Origin of the sequence: Negadavirga shengliensis (assembly GCF_042652345.1) — a bacterium.
Taxonomy (GTDB): Bacteria; Bacteroidota; Bacteroidia; order Cytophagales; family Cyclobacteriaceae; genus Negadavirga; species Negadavirga shengliensis.
In genome coordinates this window covers 84,054-108,183 of the sequence record NZ_JBHSJJ010000005.1, presented here as the reverse complement: position 1 = coordinate 108,183, position 24,130 = coordinate 84,054, and the positions used below count along the sequence as shown (strand labels likewise).

The 24,130-nt window shown below is 39.6% G+C and carries 16 protein-coding genes; 6 read left to right on the top strand and 10 right to left on the bottom strand.

Annotation, left to right across the window (positions count from 1 at the left end; translation table 11 throughout):
• Nucleotides 1-376 precede the first annotated feature (376 nt).
• From ACFPFU_RS10430 to ACFPFU_RS10405, 6 genes are all read right to left on the bottom strand, one after another.
• Nucleotides 377-5,029 (bottom strand): right-handed parallel beta-helix repeat-containing protein, encoded by a 4,653-nt coding sequence (locus ACFPFU_RS10430; protein WP_377064214.1) that lies wholly within the window; start codon nt 5,027-5,029, stop codon nt 377-379.
• Between the two features lie 26 nt (nt 5,030-5,055).
• A complete protein-coding gene (locus ACFPFU_RS10425; RefSeq protein ID WP_377064212.1) occupies nt 5,056-5,739 on the bottom strand; it encodes a hypothetical protein in 684 nt (227 codons plus the stop codon).
• Between the two features lie 11 nt (nt 5,740-5,750).
• Nucleotides 5,751-6,437, bottom strand: coding sequence for a hypothetical protein (locus ACFPFU_RS10420; RefSeq protein ID WP_377064210.1), 687 nt, complete (start codon nt 6,435-6,437; stop codon nt 5,751-5,753).
• 162 nt (nt 6,438-6,599) lie between these two features.
• A complete protein-coding gene (locus ACFPFU_RS10415) occupies nt 6,600-7,121 on the bottom strand; it encodes a hypothetical protein (protein ID WP_377064208.1) in 522 nt (173 codons plus the stop codon).
• A complete protein-coding gene (locus ACFPFU_RS10410) occupies nt 7,118-7,684 on the bottom strand; it encodes a hypothetical protein (protein ID WP_377064207.1) in 567 nt (188 codons plus the stop codon). The genes ACFPFU_RS10415 and ACFPFU_RS10410 overlap by 4 nt, the downstream gene beginning before the upstream one ends.
• A gap of 278 nt (nt 7,685-7,962) precedes the next feature.
• Nucleotides 7,963-8,799 carry a LytR/AlgR family response regulator transcription factor gene (locus ACFPFU_RS10405; protein ID WP_377064205.1) on the bottom strand — a complete coding sequence of 279 codons (837 nt, stop codon included), beginning with the start codon at nt 8,797-8,799 and terminating at the stop codon, nt 7,963-7,965.
• Between the two features lie 148 nt (nt 8,800-8,947).
• Here ACFPFU_RS10405 and ACFPFU_RS10400 point away from each other — a divergent pair, with 148 nt between their 5' ends.
• Both ACFPFU_RS10400 and ACFPFU_RS10395 read left to right on the top strand, forming a co-directional pair.
• Nucleotides 8,948-9,322, top strand: coding sequence for a hypothetical protein (locus tag ACFPFU_RS10400; protein ID WP_377064203.1), 375 nt, complete (start codon nt 8,948-8,950; stop codon nt 9,320-9,322).
• A gap of 257 nt (nt 9,323-9,579) precedes the next feature.
• Nucleotides 9,580-10,404: an RteC domain-containing protein gene (locus tag ACFPFU_RS10395; protein ID WP_377064201.1), complete on the top strand. Its 825-nt coding sequence runs from the start codon at nt 9,580-9,582 to the stop codon at nt 10,402-10,404.
• Between the two features lie 5 nt (nt 10,405-10,409).
• On the opposite strand, the gene mobC is transcribed toward ACFPFU_RS10395, so the two are convergent.
• The 4 genes from mobC to ACFPFU_RS10375 all read right to left on the bottom strand — a co-directional run bounded on the left by mobC (nt 10,410) and on the right by ACFPFU_RS10375 (nt 14,431).
• Nucleotides 10,410-12,395: a conjugal transfer protein MobC gene (gene mobC, locus ACFPFU_RS10390; RefSeq protein WP_377064199.1), complete on the bottom strand. Its 1,986-nt coding sequence runs from the start codon at nt 12,393-12,395 to the stop codon at nt 10,410-10,412.
• A gap of 15 nt (nt 12,396-12,410) precedes the next feature.
• Nucleotides 12,411-13,655, bottom strand: a complete 1,245-nt coding sequence (locus tag ACFPFU_RS10385; RefSeq protein ID WP_377064197.1) for a relaxase/mobilization nuclease domain-containing protein — start codon at nt 13,653-13,655, stop codon at nt 12,411-12,413.
• Nucleotides 13,640-14,038: a plasmid mobilization protein gene (locus ACFPFU_RS10380; protein ID WP_377064195.1), complete on the bottom strand. Its 399-nt coding sequence runs from the start codon at nt 14,036-14,038 to the stop codon at nt 13,640-13,642. Before ACFPFU_RS10380 ends, ACFPFU_RS10385 begins: the two co-directional genes overlap by 16 nt.
• A 177-nt stretch (nt 14,039-14,215) precedes the next feature.
• Complete coding sequence (locus ACFPFU_RS10375) at nt 14,216-14,431, bottom strand: hypothetical protein (protein ID WP_377064193.1); 216 nt, start codon at nt 14,429-14,431, stop codon at nt 14,216-14,218.
• A 318-nt stretch (nt 14,432-14,749) separates the two neighbouring features.
• Between ACFPFU_RS10375 and ACFPFU_RS10370 the strand changes: the two genes are divergently transcribed.
• From ACFPFU_RS10370 to ACFPFU_RS10355, 4 genes are all read left to right on the top strand, one after another.
• On the top strand, nt 14,750-15,706 hold the full coding sequence (locus ACFPFU_RS10370; RefSeq protein ID WP_377064191.1) for a hypothetical protein: 957 nt from the start codon (nt 14,750-14,752) through the stop codon (nt 15,704-15,706).
• A 203-nt stretch (nt 15,707-15,909) separates the two neighbouring features.
• Nucleotides 15,910-16,119: a helix-turn-helix domain-containing protein gene (locus ACFPFU_RS10365; protein ID WP_377064190.1), complete on the top strand. Its 210-nt coding sequence runs from the start codon at nt 15,910-15,912 to the stop codon at nt 16,117-16,119.
• On the top strand, nt 16,116-21,047 hold the full coding sequence (locus ACFPFU_RS10360; RefSeq protein ID WP_377064188.1) for a DEAD/DEAH box helicase: 4,932 nt from the start codon (nt 16,116-16,118) through the stop codon (nt 21,045-21,047). The genes ACFPFU_RS10365 and ACFPFU_RS10360 overlap by 4 nt, the downstream gene beginning before the upstream one ends.
• Nucleotides 21,040-24,126, top strand: a complete 3,087-nt coding sequence (locus tag ACFPFU_RS10355) for a TrlF family AAA-like ATPase (RefSeq protein ID WP_377064186.1) — start codon at nt 21,040-21,042, stop codon at nt 24,124-24,126. The genes ACFPFU_RS10360 and ACFPFU_RS10355 overlap by 8 nt, the downstream gene beginning before the upstream one ends.
• The last annotated feature ends 4 nt before the right edge of the window (nt 24,127-24,130 follow it).

The following is a 24,130-nucleotide window of genomic DNA, read 5'->3' as shown; positions in this document are numbered from 1 at the left end:
AGCAGTATGAGTTTTAGTAGTGAGGATAAAAATACGATAAATTGTACATCTGTAAATCACTGAATTTCAGATGTAATTAAGAATAAAGTACGCTCAAAAGTCGAGAATTTAAGAGAGTGAAATATATTTCCTTGGGGAAATATTAGGATGGGATGTCACTTTCGGGAATAATAACCTTCAAAAAGTTTGGTGGAATCCTATTTCTAAACATTGGTAAATTCTTGTGGGCTACGAAAAGCAGCAAGCCGGACTGAATTTCAGTCCGGCTTGTGCGGTTAGGAAAGGTGTTTAATCTTACTACTCATGAAGTTCCTTTCCCTATACGCTCCGCTTTATTGTATAGCTGAAAAAGGAATCAGATTAAGGCGTATCAAAATCAATTGACAATCACCTTTTTCTGATACGTCTTCCCGCCTCCGGTTACTTCCAGTATATACGATCCAGAAGGCAGGTTACGTACATCCACCCTTTGCATGTAGGAGGCTTCGATTTCTTCACTGTACACTTTTACACCGAGCAGATTGAACATCTCCTTGCGGATGATCTCTTCGGGTTCGGCGAGGTGCTCGGTACGGAAATAGAGAAAATCACCTGTGGGATTGGGGTAAATATTCAGAATGAAAGCCTTTTTTCGTTCCTGAGATTCATAATCCGTTTCGGGAATATCTGGTGATATACTTGGTGCAAATTGAGTGTTGCAATACGACATGGTCTGATCAAACTGCTCCTGCTCTATGGCCTCTGTGAGATAATCGTTTTCTACACTACATATACAATCCCAATACGACCACTTCTCATATACCCTGGCAGAAACATTTGTTGGAAATTCAGTTAAAATGGCCATTGCTTCGGGATAAAACCCACCCTGACGGTAAGCATGAGCTCGTTCAAGGTTGAACAATGCTCTCCTCTCAAATCCTGCAGTATCAGTTGGGGTTCCATAAGCGTTGATCAGGCTTTGGATATATCCGTTGAGTTGTTCAACCTCATCGTGAGGGTCGTTCCCTGCTGCATGATCGAATGCTAATATTTCCTGTGCATACATTTGAGCAAGTGCTTTCTGTTTCATCTTTATATAAATATGTAATAGTCCCTTTTCTTCATTTGTCAATTGACTGAACATAGGAAGCAACTCTCCTGTAACATTATTGGCCTGCTCAAATGCGAGTTCATCATCCGTACCTTCCAAATTGTTCGGAGTGGTAATTTTTTCAGCAATATCCAGTGAGGCGTCAATAAGGTTGATCAGGTTTTCTCCAAGATCGGGGTCAACGTTGATTTCACTCGATAGCATTCCGATCATGGTGTGTTCTGCAATAAAATGCGGATTTGACATGCCCTGTGAACACCCGACAAACGACTGAGCATGATCGGGGTTATAGGTGTATGCACCACCTCCATTGGTAAAGTTTATCTCATTTTTAAATCCACCGTTATGCCAAGGTAGTGTAAACGTATAACAAGGGGAGCAATACTCCATGGTATTACCTTGCATATCAACCCTGGTTTGATCGTACATATCAACATAGGTGCTAAGCCCTAAGTAGTGGATGTCTTTGTCATTGTAAAAATTGTTCTGTCCGTTTACAACACTAAATCCTGCAACGTACATAAGTATTACGCCCACCGTATTTCCCGTAAAATCATTGTGTGCATCATCCTTCATGTCTACAAATACAGTAGGGTTTTGATAATCGTCGGTGGCATAAACACCATAATGTAAGCCGTTGAAAGTATTGCACCTTAGCGTTAAGTTATGATCTTCCAGCCAGATGCCGTACGTGGGGAGTCCAATATGGGTTGTGATGAGAAAATCTGAACCTTCCACGGTAACTTCCGTTCCAGATTGGCCATATAGGAATAAACCGTGCTGATTGTTTTTAAATGTTGAGTTTTTAACAAAACTGGCACTATGAATACCTGATGTATACACTCCTTCAATATTATTCTCAAAATCACATCCCATAATCTCGTATGATTTTCCACTGATCTTAATCCCTGTACCACAATTTTCAAATGTAGAGTTATCAATTTTCAAAGGATGTGTAGCGGAAACCTGAGAGGCATTAATACCATATATTCCATGATAGAACCTGTTGTTGTAAATCATGGTATTATCGTTGTGGTTACCCCACAAACGGAGACCTCCATGTCTGTTTAAATCACTGCTTTCCATTCCGGGCGGGACTGTTACTTCCATATTCCTGAATGTAAGGGGAGAAGTAATGCTCATGTGCACACCCGGATGCAAAAGAGCCTTCCCTGTTTTGATGGTGATCTCTGCAAAAGTGTGGTGGTTTTGCATTTTGGGGCTGAAGTTCCCCTTGCATTCCAAAAGTACCTGATCAAAGGGGGTGGAACCTTCCAAATGCATCTTCGCATTTTGCCCTATGTCCCAAAAATTATCGGCCACACTGCCCCATATAAACTGATCGATAATCATACGGCCGCCACCAGAAAATGTAAATGTAGCATCATCTCCTACAGTAACTTTACCTTTAATCTCGAGGATGGAATTGGAGCCTTCGAGTATAATCTCAGCTCCGTCAAGAAAGGCAAAATTTCCGCCGTCTTCTATAATTACTTTTGACCCGTTTTTAACAATCATTTTACCGCCGCTTTCCAGTATTAGCGCACTGCTTTCTTGTATATACAGTTCTGCCTTATTCCCCACGCTGCTTTCTCCTACCACCAGTTCGCCGTTGTTGCCAATGTTGAGGTCTTTTCCAAAACAAGATCCATGTCCCAAAAAGTAGTTGTGGGTATTGCCGGTAGGGGGTGTAGGGCCACCGCCATCACCATCTGCCTGGTTTCCGTAGAGCAGCATTTTCCCACCGTTTTCTACCCGCTCATGGGTGATGTGGGTTTTTGTACTGCTTCCGTAGTTATATGTTGAAGTAATCACGTTACCTACATTAGGGAGGGAGCCGCCTTCTTTAATATGCCGTAATGCAAATTCTATATTATCACCTTTTCCGGTTTGGTTGCCATCTGTGATCTCAACGTGCTCAGTATTGTCAGATGGAGCATAAATGGCATCAAATGGTGTGAGATTGGGATCAGGATAATCATCTTCCATTCCCGACGCATCGTAATACCAATTGGAGGTATTGAGATCGAGTGCGGAAACAAGCGGAACAAAGCAATGCCTGTCATGGTCAACATGGGTTTGTATCCATTCTTTTGCACCAATTTGCTCACCCAATTGCTCGGCTGTTGTTCTATATCCCCCCGCTAATCTGTCAAAACTGGTTTGGTCAGGCTTATTAAAAACGACGGTTCTGGGGTCTTTTGGGCCTGCAAAAATGGGAAAAAGCACTCCTATACGCACCCCCGCAGCAATAACACCCTCATATACTACATTTCCCGATTTGCCGGGAAGGGCATAATATTCCATTTCCATCATTTGCCTCCACAGGAAAGGGATGTTCCATGACCCTGCTGCAAAAAACAGGCGGTCGCCACTATTAAATCCAAACGTATTTCCCTGCTTACTTCCCGATGCGATGGCTACATTTTTGGTTTTTTGAGGATAGCCAAGCGCTTGTAGTTCACCGTAAAAAGAATCAAACTCCTGGTCTGACTGAAAAATTATATTATGCCGCAACATTTGCATTACCGCCTTGTCTTTTAGCTTATTCAAGAAATCACGAGCATCAGCATCGCCCTTCACAGTATTCACAGCTAAATGACTGATCATATGCAATGCGCCTACAGAAATATACGCCCCTCTATGGGGTGCGTCTATAGAAAGGTACAATCTTGTACAGTGATCCATATTATTGTTTTCCATCCATCGCAATGCATAACGGGAAATAAGCCCCCCCATACTGGCACCTATAACCACATTGGGTTCGGCATCAGTCGTTTTATACTCATTTATTTTTTCGATAAGTTTAACTAATACATATGCATTTTCACGAATATCTCGCCTATTGTATTTAAAGTCGAGCATTATAATATCATATCCGTTATCGTGCAAATCATATAGCAAGTCAGGCATGTTTTCCAAAGGATAGTCCCCATTGCCCCAAAGACCACACCAGCCAAATGTACCCATTTGATAATTTCCGGCATCTTGTTCATCATAAATACCTAATTCAAGTCCTTCAACTATTATCACAGGTTTCTTATACAGGTTTTCTTCCCCCTGAGCAGGATTAGGTCTGAACCACGTATAGGCATTACCTATGGCAGCCCCTCCAGGGTTTTGGGTATAGTCTGCAATAACGTTTCCATGAAAAAATTGACTTGGAAGAGGATTCCAAGGAGCTAAGGCAGGTTCTGGAATATATGCCCCATATCCGCAATGCAACGTATTTGAAGCACTCATCATAGATTTTCTCACTACATTTCCGGGGAAAAGTGCTTTTATGTAAAAAATTGAGTTCAAACTTTGTGCATTGGTAAGCGTATCCCCCCAATCAAATGGTTCCCATGTATTCCCTTCGTTAAAGCTTATCTCAAAGGAGGTGGGTTTTTCGGAAGTGTTGGTGTAATAGTGGCTGGAATCAATCACATAACGAAGTCCATTGCCGTAAAAAGAATCGGGGATTGAAACAATAAAAAGTTCGTTGGTAGCAAAAGGGCTTTCTCCTTGGGGGTCGAGTATAAAAAGCTGTTTTAACTCTTCATCGTACTCCATAAGGAGTGAATCTTCGCGCAATTCATCATATTCGAGATGGAGAAATACAAAGGGTACCTCTCGCTGCTCCTGTATCTTTTTTTGAAATGCAGGCATAATTGAGTCAATCATTTGATATTGACCACCCAGATTCGACATTTCCAAATCGACTAAAATCTGTCTGAACTCGTGCGTTTCCAGCGGGTACATTTCTGAGCTTTCACCATCAAAAACGCCAATTGGTGTTTCTGACTGATGTAAATAGGGTAAAATTCCTGTATGACTGTATTGGATTACAGGTGCAAAAAGTGAATCATATCCCGAAATTTCAACGGTGTCTACCTGTCCAAGCAAATTGACATGACAGGTAACAAAAACGAAAAAAGAAAGTAAACATTTTTTCATGATTAGGAGGTATTAGGGTTAAAAAATTAGTATTCAACGGTGTATTCTGTTACATCATGGGCTTTGCAAAAAACAGGTATGGTTACATGATCTCCTTCACCGGGCCCATCTCCGGGTCGATATCTGAAAGTACTAAGAATGTTTTCAACATCTCCATACACTGTAAACTCGTGCGTTTCATCAACATTCATTCCTGATAGTTGAAGTCCTGAAGCCAATGGACTTCCCGGAGGGGTGTTTAAATTAAACCGGTCATAAATCTTATCAACATTAATGATACGAATTCGAAGGGTTCCCTGAGGTGGTAGGCGTATTACTTCGTGAATTTGGGCTTTTTTCTGTAAAGTCAAATTGGTTCTTTTTGAGGGACTTTCACCGTTATAGGTTATTGACCAAGTTCCAATGGAACGATTCCCGTAATGGTGAGGAGCATCGGCATACAAAACATACATTAGACCTTCCTCTATTGTATATTCAAAATGGAATTTCCCATTAGCATCCGTTTGCATGTCCATAAATTTTGTGTGTGCAGAACCCGTACCGGCAAGACCTGCAGTTCCTGTGTTAATCTCTACCGTACCGCCTTCAATGGGTTTCAGGCTGGAGGCATCCAACAACACACCTTCCACTACCACATCTGTAATTTTATCGGGCTTACATGAAATGATGGCGAAAAGAAAAATACATGAATAAAAAAGAAAATTTTTCATGACAGTATATATCAATATTCAATAGTATATTCCGTAACGTCATGGGCTTTGCAAATTACAGGAACCTGCACGTGGTCTCCATCTTCAGGGCCATCTCCAGGGCGATATCGAAATGTATTGAGAATTATTTCAGCACCTCCATATACTGTGAAAGTGTGCGTCTCATCCACGGCCATACCCGTTAAATGATGTAGTCCTGTTCCGTAGGGACTACCCGGAGGAGCATTTAAGCCAAATCGGTCATAAATCTTATCAACATTAATAATGCGGAGCTGCAAGGTGGCCTGAGGCGGTAGGCGAATTATTTCATGAATTTGGGCTTTTCTCTGTAAAGTCAAATTCGTGCTATTTGAGGGCGTTTCTCCGTTATAAGTTATTGACGACCAATCAATGGAACGATTTCCGTAATGGTTAGGAGCATCGGCATATAAAACATACTTTAGACCTTCCTCTATTGTATATTCAAAATGGAATTTACCGTCAGATCCTGTTGTCATTTCCAGAAATTTTGTGTGTGCAGAACCCGTACCGGCAAGACCTGCAGTTCCTGTGTTAATCTCTACCGTACCCCCTTCAATGGGTTTCAGGCTGGAGGCATCCAACAACACACCTTCCACCACCACCTCTGTAATTTTATCGGGCTTACAGGAAGCAAAAGCAGTGAAAATAACGACCAAAAAAACAAGCAGATTTTTCATGATGTATTCGTGTTTAAAAAATTTTTCTTAGCGAAGATAATTAAAAAATCACAACTAATTGTATTTTTTTATACCAAAAATGTCAAAAAATAACTATTTAATGATTAATTTGTAGTCCATGATTCGTGAATTTTTCACAATTCCGATAAGGAAACATGAATTTTACTTAAACGACAAAAATACATCTTCAACAACAAGAATATCTCCACCTTCTATTACTGAATAATCTACATAAGAGGATTGTAATGCTGTAAAAGCCATACGAACACATAAAACTCTTTTTTCAAAATCGATTTCTTCAACTTCAAATTTGAAGTCCTGACTACAGTCGACAAAGTGTAGCTTGTGGTTTGTATTGATCTGTTTTCTAGTAATTTCAACAGATATACTTTTAAAGAAATCGCATGAAAATGAACCAAGAAACAAGGTGTCATAAAGGGCCGTTATTTTGTAATCATGATTTTCTTTTCTGCCACTTAAACTAAAACTATGTTCAAACGCTCCAATTTTAATAGGCTCGAATGAATTAAAAACGATATCACCATTAAACTTTGCACTGAAAATATTGGCTTCATGGCTGCAATCCATAAAATCTCCCGGACTGTGCACCTCTTTCTCTATTGTACAAGTAAATAGTGAAAAGAGAAGTATTCCGTTGAGAAAAAATACACGTGTCTTTTTCATAAGGCAAACCTGTATTGAAAATTAATGCCGCTAACATTGTAAAACCGTTCCGGGTTGAACTCGCCCATAGTGAAAACAGAAATAACAATGCCGTAAAAATCAGTAAGCTCATAGTTAAGTCCGTATGCCAGCCCAATGGAAATGTATCGAATTTCTTCATAGTACTTTATCTCATTGCCAAAAAATGAAATGGTATATTCTTGTAGCTTCTCACCTCTCGCGCTTCCGCTTGTATAAGCTACCCCTAACGAAGCGGAAACTCTTTCCTTATACATATATCCATACATCAAGGAATGTGATCGGATAAATCGGGGCGGAAGTCTATCTGTGCTGACTTTCAAAATTTTTTTGAAAGTCCATTCCTGACCATGCACATACCGATATGAAAGTTCTTGTTTCCCCCAATGATAGCCAACAGCAATATTTTGCCCCAGGCCATAATTCATCTCCATCCCTGCCCCATAATTCAAAAAGAGATATTTGTTTGAATCATTGACTTCCTGAGCGTACGAATGCAAACCCAAAATAAAAGAAACAATAAATACATATATTTTACGCATCATTCACTTAAGTTTAACCAGATTGTATTGGCGAAAATATATCACAATTTGATACGAAGTCGATATTACATGCTCATTAACATGACATTTAACATTATGTTAGCAGTCCATATACATGAAATTTTTTACGATACTTTCAGGGTATATTAAAAGTTTTAATATTGTTGCGGAGTATATATAAACAAGGTTTCATAGCAGGGTTTTTCAGGGTTTCCGTGCCAAAACCTAAGTCTCCAAAAGGTAAAAAACAGATGAATAATAGATGGATTATGATAGATCAATTAGCTTTTACCATCCCCAAACCATTTCTTAAATTCCGTTGCCCTGCGCTGGCTGATAATAATTGGTTCGTCTGGTATTATCGAATCAAGAAACAATTCGAGCTTTCCAAACCGTGCTTTCTTAAAATACTTACAGGCTTTGTGATTGACAATTATTTGGCGATTGGCTCTGAAAAACGTTCTTGTGGGTAATTGTTCTTCCAGCGCCTCTAAGGTTTCTGGTATCAGGTGTTTTTTTCCTGTAAAGAGATAGAGATAATTGAATTCGCCCTCATGTAGGACATAGGCTATCTCACCTACTTCAACTTTCACATGTCGGCTTCCTGAGTTGATAATGAACTGTTGCTTTTCATTATCTGTGGGATGGTCATCAGGCTTTGATTTGAGCTCTCTGAAACGTATAAAAAAGTAGTGTGCCAGATAGTAAAGGTTAAAAAGGAGTATCATCAATATGATATAGGGGAATGCATAGACGAGGTAGAAAGTGTCTTCCCAGATATGTACTCCGAAAAACCCAAAATACAGTGCTGCAAGAAAAAAGTCGGTGATTGCAGGTAAAAGCACACAAAGCACAAGTTGCAATCCAATACGTGTAACTGTATGCTGTATCCAGTCATAGCGCTTGTCGAGCCATCTGGTAAAAAAGGCAATGGTTTCCACTACTATCAGTGCAATGACCAAGCTGCTGCCAAATTCAATATAAAACCACTTCGACAAGAGCCTTTCAAACAAAGGGTCAATCCCTCCGAACTCGGTGGCCAAGTAAGCCCCCAAAACAGCAGCTATGATGCGAAAGTATTGGTCGTTATATGAAGGTAACTCCTGATTTTTTTTCATTGGTGTTTATCGTTGGCTTCGGTTTTCGTTAGTGCTTATAACCCAGAATAACGATGACTCGTATAAATCACCTATATCTTTCTGACAACTAAAAACATACCAAGTTTGAAAAATCTTATTATTTATTCAACATAAAACTCCAATAAGCATGTACCCGTTAACCGAACAAGGCGTAATTCAAAAACAAAACGATCTCAATAATCTGTCTGATGAACAGCTACTCACAGAAGCCAAATCTATGTGCAGTGACTTTAAAAACTGGCTGAGCAATAATTTTGACCTGCTGCCTAATGAGGTGGACTATTTAAATACAGTTCCCGAAAATGTGCTGTTTGGATGGGGTGCTCAACTGGGTGTTATTGTTATATGCCGGGGTGATCTGGAGGTGGAATTCCCTCCCCACGATCCACAAAGGACAAAACAGGTGGATGTGAGCAATAAGGATTCGTTGGTGAGTTATAAGCCAGGTGGAGATACCGTGATGGAGGCTCAAGGGCTTGTGAAGTGGGAATATCAAGATTAACATTTACGGTTTATAACCATATTTCGAACCCGGATTTTACCGGGTTTTTTTGATTGGAGGTGAAATATTTCACTTGTTGATTTTTTGTATTTCACCCCATTTTGTAGGTGTACTTCACGTATTCTCCATTATTCAAATTCATACAATATTTTTACTTTGGCTTACTTTTGTAGGTATCTGATTCTCCAAAAAAGAGCTTTTCCGGGCTTAAAGCTTTTTTCTGGGGCTGATATTGAATAACCTCAAAACATACAGCTATGAACTCTTTTTGCGATAAATACTACGAAAGGATGAGTGAAGACCTTCTCCATATAAGCCTGTCCACCGACAATCCTATTGAGCTTGCCGAAAAATCATTTAAGGCCATAAAAAAAGCCTATTATGAATTGAAAGCAAACATTTCCGGATACACTTTTAAAGATGATCAAGAAGAAATTGAATTCTTTAAAATAACACAGCCTAAATTCCTCTGCGAAATGATCTATTTTGCTGAGGTATTCAGAATAGAATCCAATTGTCCGGTCAGGCCTTTTAAGATGAAGAAAAACCACTATAAGCTTGAGATGGAAGGAATTTCCAAATTCTACGAAAGAAATCAAGAGCTTTATTGGTATTTTATTTCCGGCAAAACAGACTTGGACGACAAGCTTTTTCTCAACAGCAATAAAGTGGATCTATCTTTTCCCGATATCTTCTTTTTTAATGCAGACCCGGATTTTTGCTGCCCATGCAGTTACAAAGTAGCCCAATTTTTAGGGTTCAAGAAGCTTTTGGAATATATCCAGAGTACCATTGAAAACATAGGAAAGAAATCCATGATAAAAACCGGCCCGGTATGGACGGGGCCAAAGGTTTGGTTGATAGAATTGATTTATGCGCTAAAGGCCGCTGGTGTATTCAACAAAGGAAAGGTTGATATCAAAGATATCGCCAATGCAACCGGGCCAATTTTCCAGAAAGATCTCGGAGAATACTACCGCACTTTTCAGGAAATCCGATTAAGAAAGAAGAACAGGACGATTTTTATTGATCATCTAAAGGAATCATTGATGGAATACATGGATGCTGCTGATGGCATATAGTGTGATCAGTCCTCTTTTTCAATGATCAGATGTGCGAGATCAGGGGTATTGTAAATTCTTTCAATTTCTGTTTCTATAAGGTATTTCACCTGGTTTTTGACCATCCGGTAGTTGCTTTCAATTTCTGAGGTAGAAACATCTACCACAGGAGGAATAGGTTGATAGGCCTGCTCCTCTATTTTCAGGGCTTCGTGGTCATTGATGATCTCGTTGTGGAATGTCTTATGGGGAATCTTCTGGTCGGGGTTATCGGCTACCATCCCCACAAATTCCCCTGAGCTCAATCCGGCAATTTTGGAAGGAGGGATGGCCGAATCCAGTTGGGTTGAACGGCTGATGGAGGTATCGTTTGCATTGATGGACATGCTTTCCCGCTGTTGCATGATTTTTCCGCAGCGCTCGGAAAGCTGTTTGGCTGTATCCCCGGTGACCTGCCCGCTGATAATGTTTCCTACGATATTGGTTACGACGTCTGCCTGCTCCCTGCCATAATCTTTCCTGAGCTGGCTAAAGTCTTGTATTCCCAAACAGGTTGCCACTTTGTTGCTTCGGGCAGTTGCTATAAGATTGTCTATGCCGTTAAAATAGATGGTAGGATACTCATCGAAAATGAGGCTGGATTTGAGTTTTCCCTTTTGATTGACCAGTTTGATCATTCGGGAGATATAGAGGGAAAGCACCGCTCCATAGGTCTGCTGCTTTTGAGGATTGTTGCCCACGCAAATGATTTTCGGGTCATCGGGATTGTTTAGATCAAGTGTAAAATCATTTCCTGAAAGCACGTAGTATATCTGTGGGGAGGCAAGCCTTGCCATCGCTATCTTGGCACTTGCAATCTGCCCTTCCAGTTGGTCGGTAGCCCCATTTAAGTAAGCAATTACAAACGGGTTGATCAGCACTTCTATTTCAGGCTCCGTTCGCAAAACAGGAAACAATAAATCATATTCAATCTGCATCAGTTCGATCACATGAGGCAAGGTGCAGTATTGCCCGCCCTTAAATTTTTTCAAAAACCAGATCACTGCGGTGAGGAAGTTAATGGGAGATTCTATAAAGAAGTCACCCTGTTTTTTGATCCATGTCCGATTGAGTCCAAGCATAATCGTCCTTGCAGATTCACTGGCATCTGTAATATCCAACATGCTATCCGGGTCAAGCGGATTGCATCGGTGGGTATGGGAGAGTTTGTCAAAGTTGATGACGTAAAAGGCAGGTTCTTTGGAATAACATTTCTTATACTTTTGGAGGGTATTGTAGGCTATTATGGAAAGGTCATCATATTTGAAGTCATAGATAAACATCGAGAAACCCTTTTGGATATGTTGGGTGATGACGTGCCGGATAACGAAATAGGACTTACCTGCTCCCGGTGTGCCTATAACAAGTAATGACCGAAAAGGATTGATGATATTTATCCACGAGCTGCGTATTTTTCCTTTTAGGTTGTATCGGGAAGGGAGGTTTACAGAATACTCGTTTTCAAGCAACCGTTCTTCCTGCGGGAAGGTTTCGTTCAATTCGTTAAAGACATCATCTTTGAATTTCAGCTTGGCAAGGCGGGACATCAATCCACCACCGGTAAGGACAAGGATATATCCTATGATAGTGACGGCCATATAGACTACGCAAACCACTTCCTGTCCATAATCTAGTCGTAGCAAAAAGTGGCTGAGAGAGAACAAAAGCAACCCTGAAAAGAATGGAAATGCCGCATGTGCAAAACGTATCTTCTCATCTTTCTTTCCGGCAGCCCCAAGCAGGGAAACCAGCAATAAGACCAAAGCCATGATTTTCGTCAACAAAATACGGTTGAAAATCCCGGTGCTTTGGAGATTCAGCAATACCCTGTCTGAAATATGATGGCTGAAACCCCATGCCTCAAACGCACCATAGCAGTACACATAAAAGTGCAGTGCCAGTATGCCGAAGCTGATCTTTCTGGTGAGGTCTATGATTTTCCGTAATGCCTCTTCGTTTTCTCCAGTTCCCATGATTATTGCTTTGGATTAATTGCGACGCTTTCTCTTCTTTTTCTTTTTCCGGTGTGGCCTGTTTTCGGAAAGATGTTCTCCGGGAATCTCTTCAAACAAACCCTGGATCATCTCTTCGGCCAATGAGTGACCCGGTGCCAGTTCTTCTGTTGTTGCTCCGTCCGGTTTCTGTTTTTCTTCAGTGGCATTTGTTCCGCCGTCTTCCTGTATATTGAACCGTTGGTGAAGGGCATTTGCGCTGAACTGTTTGCTTAGGTCGCTGCCATTAAAGACACTCCGGGTAACATTGTCCACGAAAGTCACCCCGTATAGCCGCCCCTGGTCATTGGTTCTGAAAACGGCATAAATTCCCTTCATTGAAAGATTGGTTTTTAACCTTTCTAAATCTTTTATCTCCGGTTTCTCTAGAATGCGCTCAATGGTTTTTATCGCCCTTGGCTTGTGCTGTTTCCTTTGTTCCTTGTTCCTTTCAAACCTCTGTTCAAGTCTTACCAAAGTGGGTTTTGAGTGGATAGAACTTGCTTTGATCGGCACTCCAAGCCTGTTTCCGTTCCCATCCGAAATGCTGTATACCAATCCCTTTTTCTGATACATCCTCGACTCCGGCTCACCCCTGAATGCGGTTACGTTGAACTGCCGAAGAACCGCATTAAACTCTGCAACTGAGGTAAACTTATAAGTCTTCATCACCTCTGTCAGGACATTGGATATGGCCGCTTTGGTCTCGGATTTACCATAACTGGCTTTCTCCAGGGAAACAGCCCTGAGCATATATGCTTGTTTTTGTTTCTGATCTTCGGCTTTCACCAACCGAAATTGTTCTTCAATGGATCTGCGGGTCAGTTCAGATTGGTTCCTCCCTAAGTTGTGGGTTTCGATGCGCTTGCCATCCTCCCGGATATTGGTTGTGAGGATATGTATATGGGGGTGGGAAGCATCGAAGTGTTGGTAGACCAGAAAAGGCTGGTCACCAAAGCCAATACCTTCCATGTAAGTCATGGCTATTTTTTTCAACTTCTCTTCGTCCAGTTTGTCATCAGGTGAAAAATTAAGAGAGATATGTACCGTATTGGTTTTAGTGCGTTTGTTTTTGTCGGTGAACTCGCGGAATTGAACAAGTTTGTCATGGAGGCTTAGTGTATCACTATTATCCATAAATCCATTGGTCAGCAAGAGATCAGCATGACCTTTGGCAAGTTTGTTTTCATTGTAATGCAGCGCACCACGTATATTCTTTCCTGTTGTTATTTTTGCGACCACCGTCTTGACAATTGAGAGAGAATGGTGAACAATTCCTGTATCTTGTCCTCAACTTTTCGGTAATGGGGGACAATCTTTTCTGCATAAGCCAGCCTGGATTCCGAATCCATTGCGGTATGGAAATGCCTAGTGATCTGGTTGATGTTGACACCTATGGCTTGGAGCTCGTTTCTGATTTTCGCAAGTTGTAATTTGACCTCATGCAGGCTTGCATCATAGGTATTGATGGTAATCTTTTTGCGGAAGATCATATCCCGTATCAGTTCACTTAAGTTCTGACAATAGGTGTTTTTTTGGAGTAGTTTTTCTAGGTATTTGTATTCCTTGTCAGTGAGTCTTAGAGTAAATCTACGGGTGTACTCTTGTGTGGAACGGTTTGACATATCAATAGGAAATTAAAATTCGACTTCGGAGAATTTTACCCCGGCGCGACTTCGGAGCAGACCGGGCAAGATGGGATTGGCGTCAGACAATCCTACATCTTGCTGATTGCTCCAAAATGCAATCCCTGACCTTGAAAAGATCTGATAAAGATTGCTGTAATCCGGGGCTATGAATGATCAGTTCAAAAGGTTCCATATCCAATCATCTGCAAGGGTTTTCCAGTTGCTGAAAGGTGTTCCATTTTCACTTTCCCAATCCATAGATTCATAGTGATAATAGAAAATTTCTGCTTCGTCTATGGACATTCCTTTGAGGGAAAAATAGGCTTTGACATGGTCAAAAAGAGGGGGGACTTTTCCGCCCGATCCGGTGTTTGCATTTGTTCCATTCATGGCATTTCAATTTTGGTTTACGGGTCAAAATTGAAGGGCTTTCACAGGATTTTTCCCCACTGCGATTTGGAAGTGGGACATTTTTTTGTGAGTCGCATCTGCAAGGAATGGAAAATCAAATACTTATAACAACAAAAAGAGTTAGGTGATTTTTACCTCTGGTATAGTCGTTATGAGGGGAAAGTTTTTTATTTTGGGGTGGCTAAAAGGGTGGTAATATAAAGGTGGATTGATGGAATTAAATGATAGAAGCTATCTGGATTATCAAGCCTTATTATATGTACGTATTTAAAAGTTAGCAGTAATCATAAAAACACTATGGGGAAAAGACTACCGACAGAATTTGCAATAAATATGAATTTGGAGAAAATGATGATTCTTCAACAATCCGAATTACAATTTGTAAACCAATTCAACTATTTTGATGAGTATAACCCTTGTCATTTATATTTTATATGTAAAAGACCTCGTTTAACAATTAACCCTAATAAATTTCAAGTAACAAATGAGTATTTAAGCCTAACTTTTGTTGTTCAAAAAAAGAATGAATTTGAAGAGTTTGAGCTTAAATTTGAAAATAATTTTTCAACTGAAGACATTCAATTAGTTTCAGATTACCCTCACAACATTTTTAAACTTACGACTAATGGCGAAACATTAGTTGATGCAAAGGTCTCTCCTTTTTTGCAATCGTTTCCTAGATACTATATAAATGGAGATTTTTTAGATTTAGAAGTTTTATACATTGGTCAATCATTTGGTGTGGAAGGTGCAAGAACTGCACCTGACAGACTTAAAAATCATTCAACACTTCAAGGAATCTATTCTGAAGCTATAATAAACAACCCCGATAGTGAAATATGGCTAGCGTTAGCTTCATTTAATCAAATAACTATTACTATGATGGACGGAAAAACCAAGTTCACAAAAAAAGAACTGGATGAAGATGATGAAAGAAGACCAAAAGTATTCGACAAATTAAATTGGGAAGGAATTAACGAACAGCAAAAAATTAATTTTACAGAAGCAGCATTGATAAAGTATTTTCAACCAAAATATAATATTATTTATAAAGACTCATTTCCAAATCCAGCACACAAAACATATTCGGAATGCTATGACTTAGATATTAATGCTGTTTGTATAGAGTTACAGACCTCTGAAATGATAAATTGTTATATGTACTCAGATGTTGTTGAGAAAGCACCTTGGCATATGCATGAGTTTTTACTTAACTCAACAGAAGAACGGAAAAGTATGTTTGAAATAATATAAAAATCACTGGCTTTGAAATACCCTACATTTTGTTTCCGTGGACTGCATTGGTTACATGCCAAAACCAGACACACGATCAAACACATTTGGTTTTTGCCAACACTCGGACAAACACCCAAATATTCATTCAAACACTTTTTATACTGAAAAATGATATAAAAATAGAAATAGAGCTTAATTTAGCCAGCTGACTCTTTGACGACATGAACAGAATAAAAGAAGTACTTGAAGAAAAGGGAATTAAACAGACTTGGTTGGCTGAGAAACTTGGGAAAAGTTACAACATGGTGAACGGCTATGTACAAAACCGACAGCAACCAAGATTGGAAGTACTTTATGAGATTGCAAAAATTTTGGATGTCGAAGTAAAAGAATTGTTGGTGGAACTAAAAAATGACAAAACAGGAAAATGAGTTTTCAGAAAATATTAAACAAATACCGAAAAATCGCTTTTTCAGAGCGTGACAAAGGCGACCGCTTTGAGCGATTAATACAGGCCTACCTGAGAACCGACCCAAAATATGCTTTCCTGTTTAAAAATGTTTGGCTATGGAATGAATTCCCGGGCAAATTAGACTTGGGAGGTGGTGACACCGGGATCGACTTGGTGGCATTGACTGTTGAAGGAGACTATTGGGCAATCCAATGTAAATGTTTTCAGGAAGGCTCTACCATTGACAAACCAGCCGTTGACAGCTTTCTTTCCACATCAAGCAGAGAGTTTAAGAATGAGCAAATGCAAACGACCCGCTTTGCTCACCGACTTTGGATTTCCACAACCAATAAATGGGGAGCAAATGCAACGGAAGCTATCCGAAACCAAAATCCGCCAGTTACACGAATCAATCTCTTTGACTTGTTGGAAGCCCCAGTTGATTGGGAGAAATTGGAAGAAGGCATACATGGAGAAGCAGCACGCACACCAAAGAAAACGCTTCGTCCTCATCAAAAAGAAGCATTAGACAAAACCCACGAACATTTTAAGACGACTGACCGGGGAAAGATCATTATGGCTTGCGGAACGGGAAAAACCTTCAACTCTCTTCGTATTGCCGAAAACGAAACAGATGGAAAGGGTTTGATTTTATTCCTTGTTCCTTCTATCGCCCTCCTTGGACAAACTCTACGTGAATGGAGTGCTGACGCCAATGAGCCAATCAATGCAATTTGCATATGCTCCGACCCGGATATTTCAAAAAAAAGAAGCAAAAATGAGGATACTGATTCTTTCAGTGTAGTGGATTTGGCTTTACCAGCTTCCACTGATACTGACAATATCCTCCATCAATTTCAAAAGATAAAAGAAAAAGGTTTATCTGGAATGACGGTGGTTTTTTCCACCTATCAATCCATTGATGTAATTGCCCGGGCACAAAAAGTATTGCTCAAAAACGGCTTCGCAGCATTTGACCTGATTATTTGTGATGAAGCACACCGCACAACAGGCGTTTCATTGGCCGGAGAGGATGAATCGGCTTTTACCAAAGTACATGATGCAGATTTCATTAAGGCCAAGAAGAGGCTTTATATGACAGCCACTCCAAGACTTTATAGCGACGACACGAAAAGCAAAGCAGCACAGGCGGAAGCTGTTTTATGTTCAATGGACGATAAGGCTTTGTACGGTGAAGAGATGTATCGTATTGGATTTGGTGAAGCGGTTGAACGTGATTTACTCACGGACTACAAAGTGCTTATTCTTACCCTAAACGATAAAGACGTTCCCCCGGCTGTACAACGCATGATTGCCGACAAGGAAACGGAAATTACCACTGATGATGCCTCTAAACTAATCGGTTGTATCAATGCGCTGTCCAAACAGTTTTTGGGGGACGACGGCAAAACCAAAGAATCTGACCCCGAACCCATGCGAAGGGCGGTTGCCTTTTGTTCCAACATAGCTACTTCCAAAAAAATAACAGCCACTTACAACACCGCAACGGATGCGTATCTAGGCTCGCTACCTGCAGAGAAAAAAGAACAAATGGTTTCCGTAGCTTCCAAACATATGGACGGTACAATGGCCGCACCGGAACGTGACCAAATGTTGGCTTGGCTCAAAGAAGAAACCGAAGACAATGAATGCCGCATCATTACCAACGTGCGGGTACTCAGCGAAGGAGTAGACGTACCTTCTTTGGATTCGGTACTTTTTCTTTCTGCCCGAAACTCACAAGTTGATGTAGTTCAATCTGTTGGACGTGTGATGCGCAGGTCTCCGGGTAAAAAATATGGCTATATCATTATTCCAGTCGTAGTACCATCGGACGTAGAGGCTGACAAAGCCCTTGATGATAACGAACGTTACAAAGTAGTTTGGACAGTATTAAATGCTTTACGTGCCCATGACGACCGCTTCAATGCGACAGTCAATAAGTTAGAACTGAACAAGAAAAAGCCCAACAACATTTTGGTTGGGCGACCTGAATATTCCTTTGACGGAGATGGCAATCCTTCTTTGGTAAACGAAGATGCCGCTGCTTATGAAACCAATAAGGACATCAACCGACAAATGGCTTTGCAGTTTGAGCAATTGCAATCGGTGGTGTTTGCCCGCATGGTACAAAAAGTAGGCGACCGCAGGTATTGGGAACAATGGGCAAAGGATGTGGCACAAATTGCCGACCGCCAAATCGAACGCATCAAACACTTAATTGAAACAAAAACAGACCAACGCAAAGCTTTTGAAAACTTTTTAGCAGGATTACAAAAAAATATCAATCCAAGTATTTCTGAATCACAGGCCATTGATATGCTTGCCCAGCACATCATTACCAAACCGATTTTTGAAGCCCTGTTTGAAGGTTATTCCTTTGTGAAAAGTAATGCCGTTTCCACGGCTATGCAAGGCATGTTAAATGCCTTGGAAGGTAAATCGGTGGCCGAAGAATCTGAAACCCTGCAAAAGTTTTACGAATCAGTACGCAAACGAGCTGAAGGCATTGACAATGCCGAAGGCAAACAGCGCATCATCATTGAATTGTACGACAAATTCTTTAAAACTGCTTTCCCGAAAATGGTGGAGCAATTGGGCATTGTTTATACCCCTGTGGAAGTGGTAGATTTCATCATTCATTCGGTGAATGAAGTATTGAAAAAGGAGTTTGACCGTAGCATATCAGATGAAAACATTCACATACTCGACCCATTTACCGGAACGGGAACTTTTATTACACGATTGCTGCAAAGTGGGTTGATAGAAGGGAAAGACCTTGCCCGAAAATACCAACAGGAATTGCATGCCAATGAAATTGTGTTGTTGGCATATTACATAGCAGCGGTAAACATTGAAAACGCTTATCACGACCAATTAGGTAAAAAAAGTGATTACGAACCCTTCGAAGGGATTGTACTCACTGACACTTTCCAATTGGGTGAAACGGATGAAAGCCAAAAGCTTTTCTCCGAAATGTTTCCTCAAAATTCCGCAAGGGTGGCAAGGCAAAAGAAAGCTCCCTTACGTGTGATTATGGGCAATCCACCCTATTCTGTTGGTCAGCAAAATGCTAATGACAATGCTGCAAATCAGAAATATGAAAAGCTTGATGCTCGCATATCAATTACTTACGCAAAGGCATCTACGGCAACAAACAAAAATTCGCTTTATAATTCATACATGAAAGCCTTTAGATGGAGCACGGATAGGCTTGATCCAAAATTTGGTGGTATCGTTTCTTTTGTAACAGACGGTGGTTGGATTGACAATAATTCTCATGATGGCTTCAGAAAGCATATTGAAAATGAATTCTCAAGCATTTGGATATTCAATCTTAGAGGGGATCAGCGAACAAGTGGGGAACTCAGTAGAAAGGAAGGAGGAAAAATTTTCGGTTCTGGCTCAAGATCACCAATATCCATTACATTATTAGTTAAAAATCCCAACTCTAAATCTGTTAAAGCTAGAATTCATTATCATGACATTGGAGATTATTTAAGTCAAAATGAAAAACTGGATATTATACAGAAATTTGTTTCAATTAGTAATCCAAGAATGTCTTGGAAGACGCTTCAACCAAATGAGCAAGGAGATTGGATAAGTCAAAGAAATGAAATATTTGATACATTTATTCCAATTGGAGACAAAAATGATAAGGCTAATAAATCCACTTATTTTAAGCCATTTTATGGTCGTGGTTTAGCCACTACCAGAGATGCTTGGTGCTATAACTCCAGTGTAGGAGTGTTGAAAAAAAACATTGGTCAATCTATCAACTTTTTCAATGAACAAAGCAAGCAATTCAACAAAAACTTTAACTCTAGAAATCTAAAACAAAAAGACCTTATTGCTCTTGTCAAAAAAACAGTGACCTATGACGAAAAGGCATTTAGCTGGTCTGACAATCCAATAATGGATGTCGCAAGAAATAAGGAATATACTTTTGACGATGGGTCTGTCAGGTTAAGTATATATCGCCCTTTTTTTAAACAACATGCATACTTTCACAGAGAATTGAACGAGAGGGTTTACCAACTTCCTAAACTATTCCCATCTCCTTCTTTTAAAAATTTAGTGATATGTATTTCTGGGCTGGGAGGCACCAAAGAAAATACAGCATTAATTACAGACATTATTCCGGATCTCAATTGTCTAGATTCAGGAACCCAATGCTTTCCCCTTTACTATTACGAAGAACGACAAAAGAACAGCCCAAGTCTGTTTGATGCACAGGGAGATCCCGCAAATAGCGGGGTAGGCACCGAATACATTCGCAGAGATGGCGTTTCAGATTTCATTTTGGAACGGGCTAAAAAGGTCTATGGGAAGAACGTAGGCAAAGAAGATATTTTTTACTATGTGTACGGCATTTTGCACAGTCCCGATTATCGCTCCTCCTTTGCCAATGATTTAAAGAAAATGCTTCCCCGAATTCCCTTGGTAGAAGATGTCCGGGATTTTTGGAAGTTCAGCAAAGCTGGTCGGGCTTTGGCAGAGTTGCATATCAATTATGAAAGTGTTCCACCTTCTGAAGGTGTGCAGGTAGTAGGATCAGACAGCGGTTTTTATACGGTAGAAAAAATGCGTTTCCCAAAGAAAAACCAGAAAGACACGATTATTTACAACAGCAAGATTATCATATCAAACATTCCGGCCAAGGCCTATGAATATGTAGTCAACGGCAAATCCGCGATTGAGTGGATTATGGAACGCTATGCCGTAGCCACCCACAAAGCCAGTGGTATCAAAAACGATCCTAACGATTGGGCTATGGAGGTTGGCAATCCAAGGTACATTTTGGATTTGCTGTTGAGCATTATTAATGTGAGTGTGCAGACGGTGGAGATTGTGGAGGGGTTGCCTGATTTAGAGTTTGAAAATATAAAATCCGTGAGCTATGAATGATCCAAGAGGTTCAATATGGAGAAAATGGGATTTACATGTCCACACACCCTATTCATACTTGAACAATGGTTTTGGGAATAACTATGACACCTATGTTCAGAAACTATTTAAAAAAGCAATCGCCGAGGACATTCATGCTATTGGCATAACTGATTATTTTACAATTGAGGGTTATAAGAAAATCAAAACAGAGTATATACAAAAAGAAGAGAAGTTAGCAGAGCTTTTTTCTCCTGAAGAAATTGAGAAGATCAAAACGATACTGATCCTTCCTAATATAGAGTTTCGATTGGACAAACTCGTAAATGGCAATCGGATAAATTATCATGTCCTATTCTCGGAAGAATTATCAATCGACACGATTGAGGAAGATTTTCTTTTTGATTTGGATTTTGTTTACGAAGGAAATCCTCAGGCTGATGATGAAAAATGGAAATTGAAACCAAGAAACATAGAAGCTCTTGGTAAGAAACTTAAAGAAGAACATGCTGGATTTGCAACGGAGGGTGATATGTGTGTTGGAATGAAATGTGCAGTTGTAGATGATAAGCAAATCACAAAACTGCTAAGTAACAAGAAAAGTAAATTTTCTGGAAAGTATTTACTTTTTGCCCCTTCAGATGAAGATTTAAGTGAAATAAGTTGGAATGGTCAAGGGCATAACATTCGAAAGGTACTAATACAAAAATCGGATGGGCTTCTTGCCTCCAATCCGAATACAGTTAAATGGGGACTGGGTTATTTTAATAAAAGCGTTGATGATTATATAAAAGAATTTGGTTCCTTGAAGCCTGCAATTTGGGGATCAGATGCACATAATTTTGATGAATTATTCAAGCCATCTAATGATAGGTATTGCTGGATTAAGACCGATAAAACTTTTGAAGGCTTAAAGCAAATTACAATTGAACCTGAATCAAGAGTTTTTATTGGTGAAAGACCTGATTCTTTGATTCGAGTTGAGCAAAATCCAACCAAATACATTAATCAACTTGAAATAAACAAAGTAGAAGATTCCACTTTAGATGAAATATGGTTTGAGGATTTATCCCCCATTCCATTAAATAGTGATTTGGTTGCTATAATTGGTAATAAAGGAAATGGAAAAAGCGCCCTTGCTGACATCATAGGATTAGTTGGAAACACGAGAAACTATGTAGGTTTCTCATTTCTACATAAAGAAAAATTTCGAAAAAAGCGCCCAAATAGATCTGAGAGTTTTGAAGCAAGACTTAAATGGGAAAATGAAACTATTGACGGCCCTATACATCTAAGTAACAACCCTGATGAAGCGCTTTCTGAAAAAGTGAAATACATCCCTCAAAGTTATTTGGAAACACTATGTACCGAGACAGACGAGAAGAAGTTCTCTGAAGAGCTTAAGAAGGTAATATTTTCTCACGTTGATGAATCTGAAAAACTTGGAAAGTATTCACTGGATGAGTTAATAAGCTACAAGAGTGAAGAAATTAATAAGGGAATCCAGGGGCTAAGGAATAAACTCTCAGAAGTAAATGTGACAATCGAATCTTTAGAAGCTAAAAGCACACCAGATTTTCGCAGCAAGATTGAAGACTCTTTGAAACTAAAGAAGGAAGAACTTGGTGCTCATAAAAATAACAGGCCAGTAGAAATTAAGGAACCAAAGAAAGATCTGTCTGTTAAGGAAGAACAAGAGGCTATTGGTAAACAGATCGAAGAAATCAAGGAAGCACAGAAGAAATTTGAAGATGATATTCAAAATAAGAAAGAGGTTCGTAAGAATCTTGCCTTAAAGTTGGCCATATTGCAAAAATTTGATCAGTCATTAGGTAATTTCAAGGAACAGTACGACAATCTAAAAGAACAATACGAGTCCGAGTTAGCTGAATATGATATTAAACTTGATGACGTTGTAAAATTTGCGATTAGTAAACAGATTATCGATAATGGCATTTCTGAAGCCAAGATGGAGATTCAGACCATTGATAATGAATTGAATGAAAAGAAGGAAGGCTCACTGGCTAACGAGCATGCTGATAATGAAAGGAAAATTAAGGATCTTCAGGGCAAGTTAGATGAGCCAACAAGGAAGTTTCAGGAATATCAGGATAAATTAAAAGCTTGGGAAGTACGGGAAAAGGAGATAATAGGTGCTGATGACAAGCAGGGGACTATCAAGTTTTATGAAAAGATCGTCAAATATCTTGATGAATCTCTGAATGTGGAGATTGAGAATAGGAAGCAGGAGCGGATTAAAATTGTAAAATCAATATGTTCTGAAAAATTCAAAATCGTCCAGTTATACAAGGATTTATATAAGCCTGTTACAGAGTTTATATCAGAGTATGGCGAATTGATGAAAGATTATAAAATTAATCTCGACGTTTCAATACAACTGGATGATTTTCATGATAAGTTCTTTGCTCGTGTGAGCAGAGGAGCAAAAGGAAGCTTTATCGGAACAGATGAAGGACATAATATACTTGATCAAATAACAGATGGTGTCAATTTTAATTCAGAGGATGCAATACTAAGTTTTCTCGATGAAGTACTTGACCATTTAGATTATGATAAACGAAATGGGGAAGAGAGGAGAATTGCTGATCAACTAAAACAAGAATATGAAGTAAAAGACTTTTATGACTTTCTGTTTGGCTTAGATTATTTAGTGCCTAACTACAAACTCAGGCTTGGGGAAAAGAACATTTCTGAATTATCTCCAGGTGAAAGAGGAGCTTTATTGTTGATTTTTTACCTCTTATTGGACAAGCAGAACATTCCGTTAATTATCGACCAACCAGAAGAGAATCTTGATAATCAAAGCGTTTATCGGATACTTGTCAAGTTTATAAAAGAGGCGAAAAAGAAAAGACAGATTATCATAGTAACCCACAACCCCAATCTTGCTGTGGTTTGCGATGCAGAGCAAATTATTTGTGTTAAGATTGAGAAAGACAATAAAAACCGATTTACATTGATCAGCGGTGGCATTGAAAATCCCCAGATTAATGCAAAAACTGTAGAAATTTTGGAAGGAACATTTCCGGCATTCGATAACAGGACCGAAAAGTATAAGGTATTTAAGTATCTCAATTAACTAT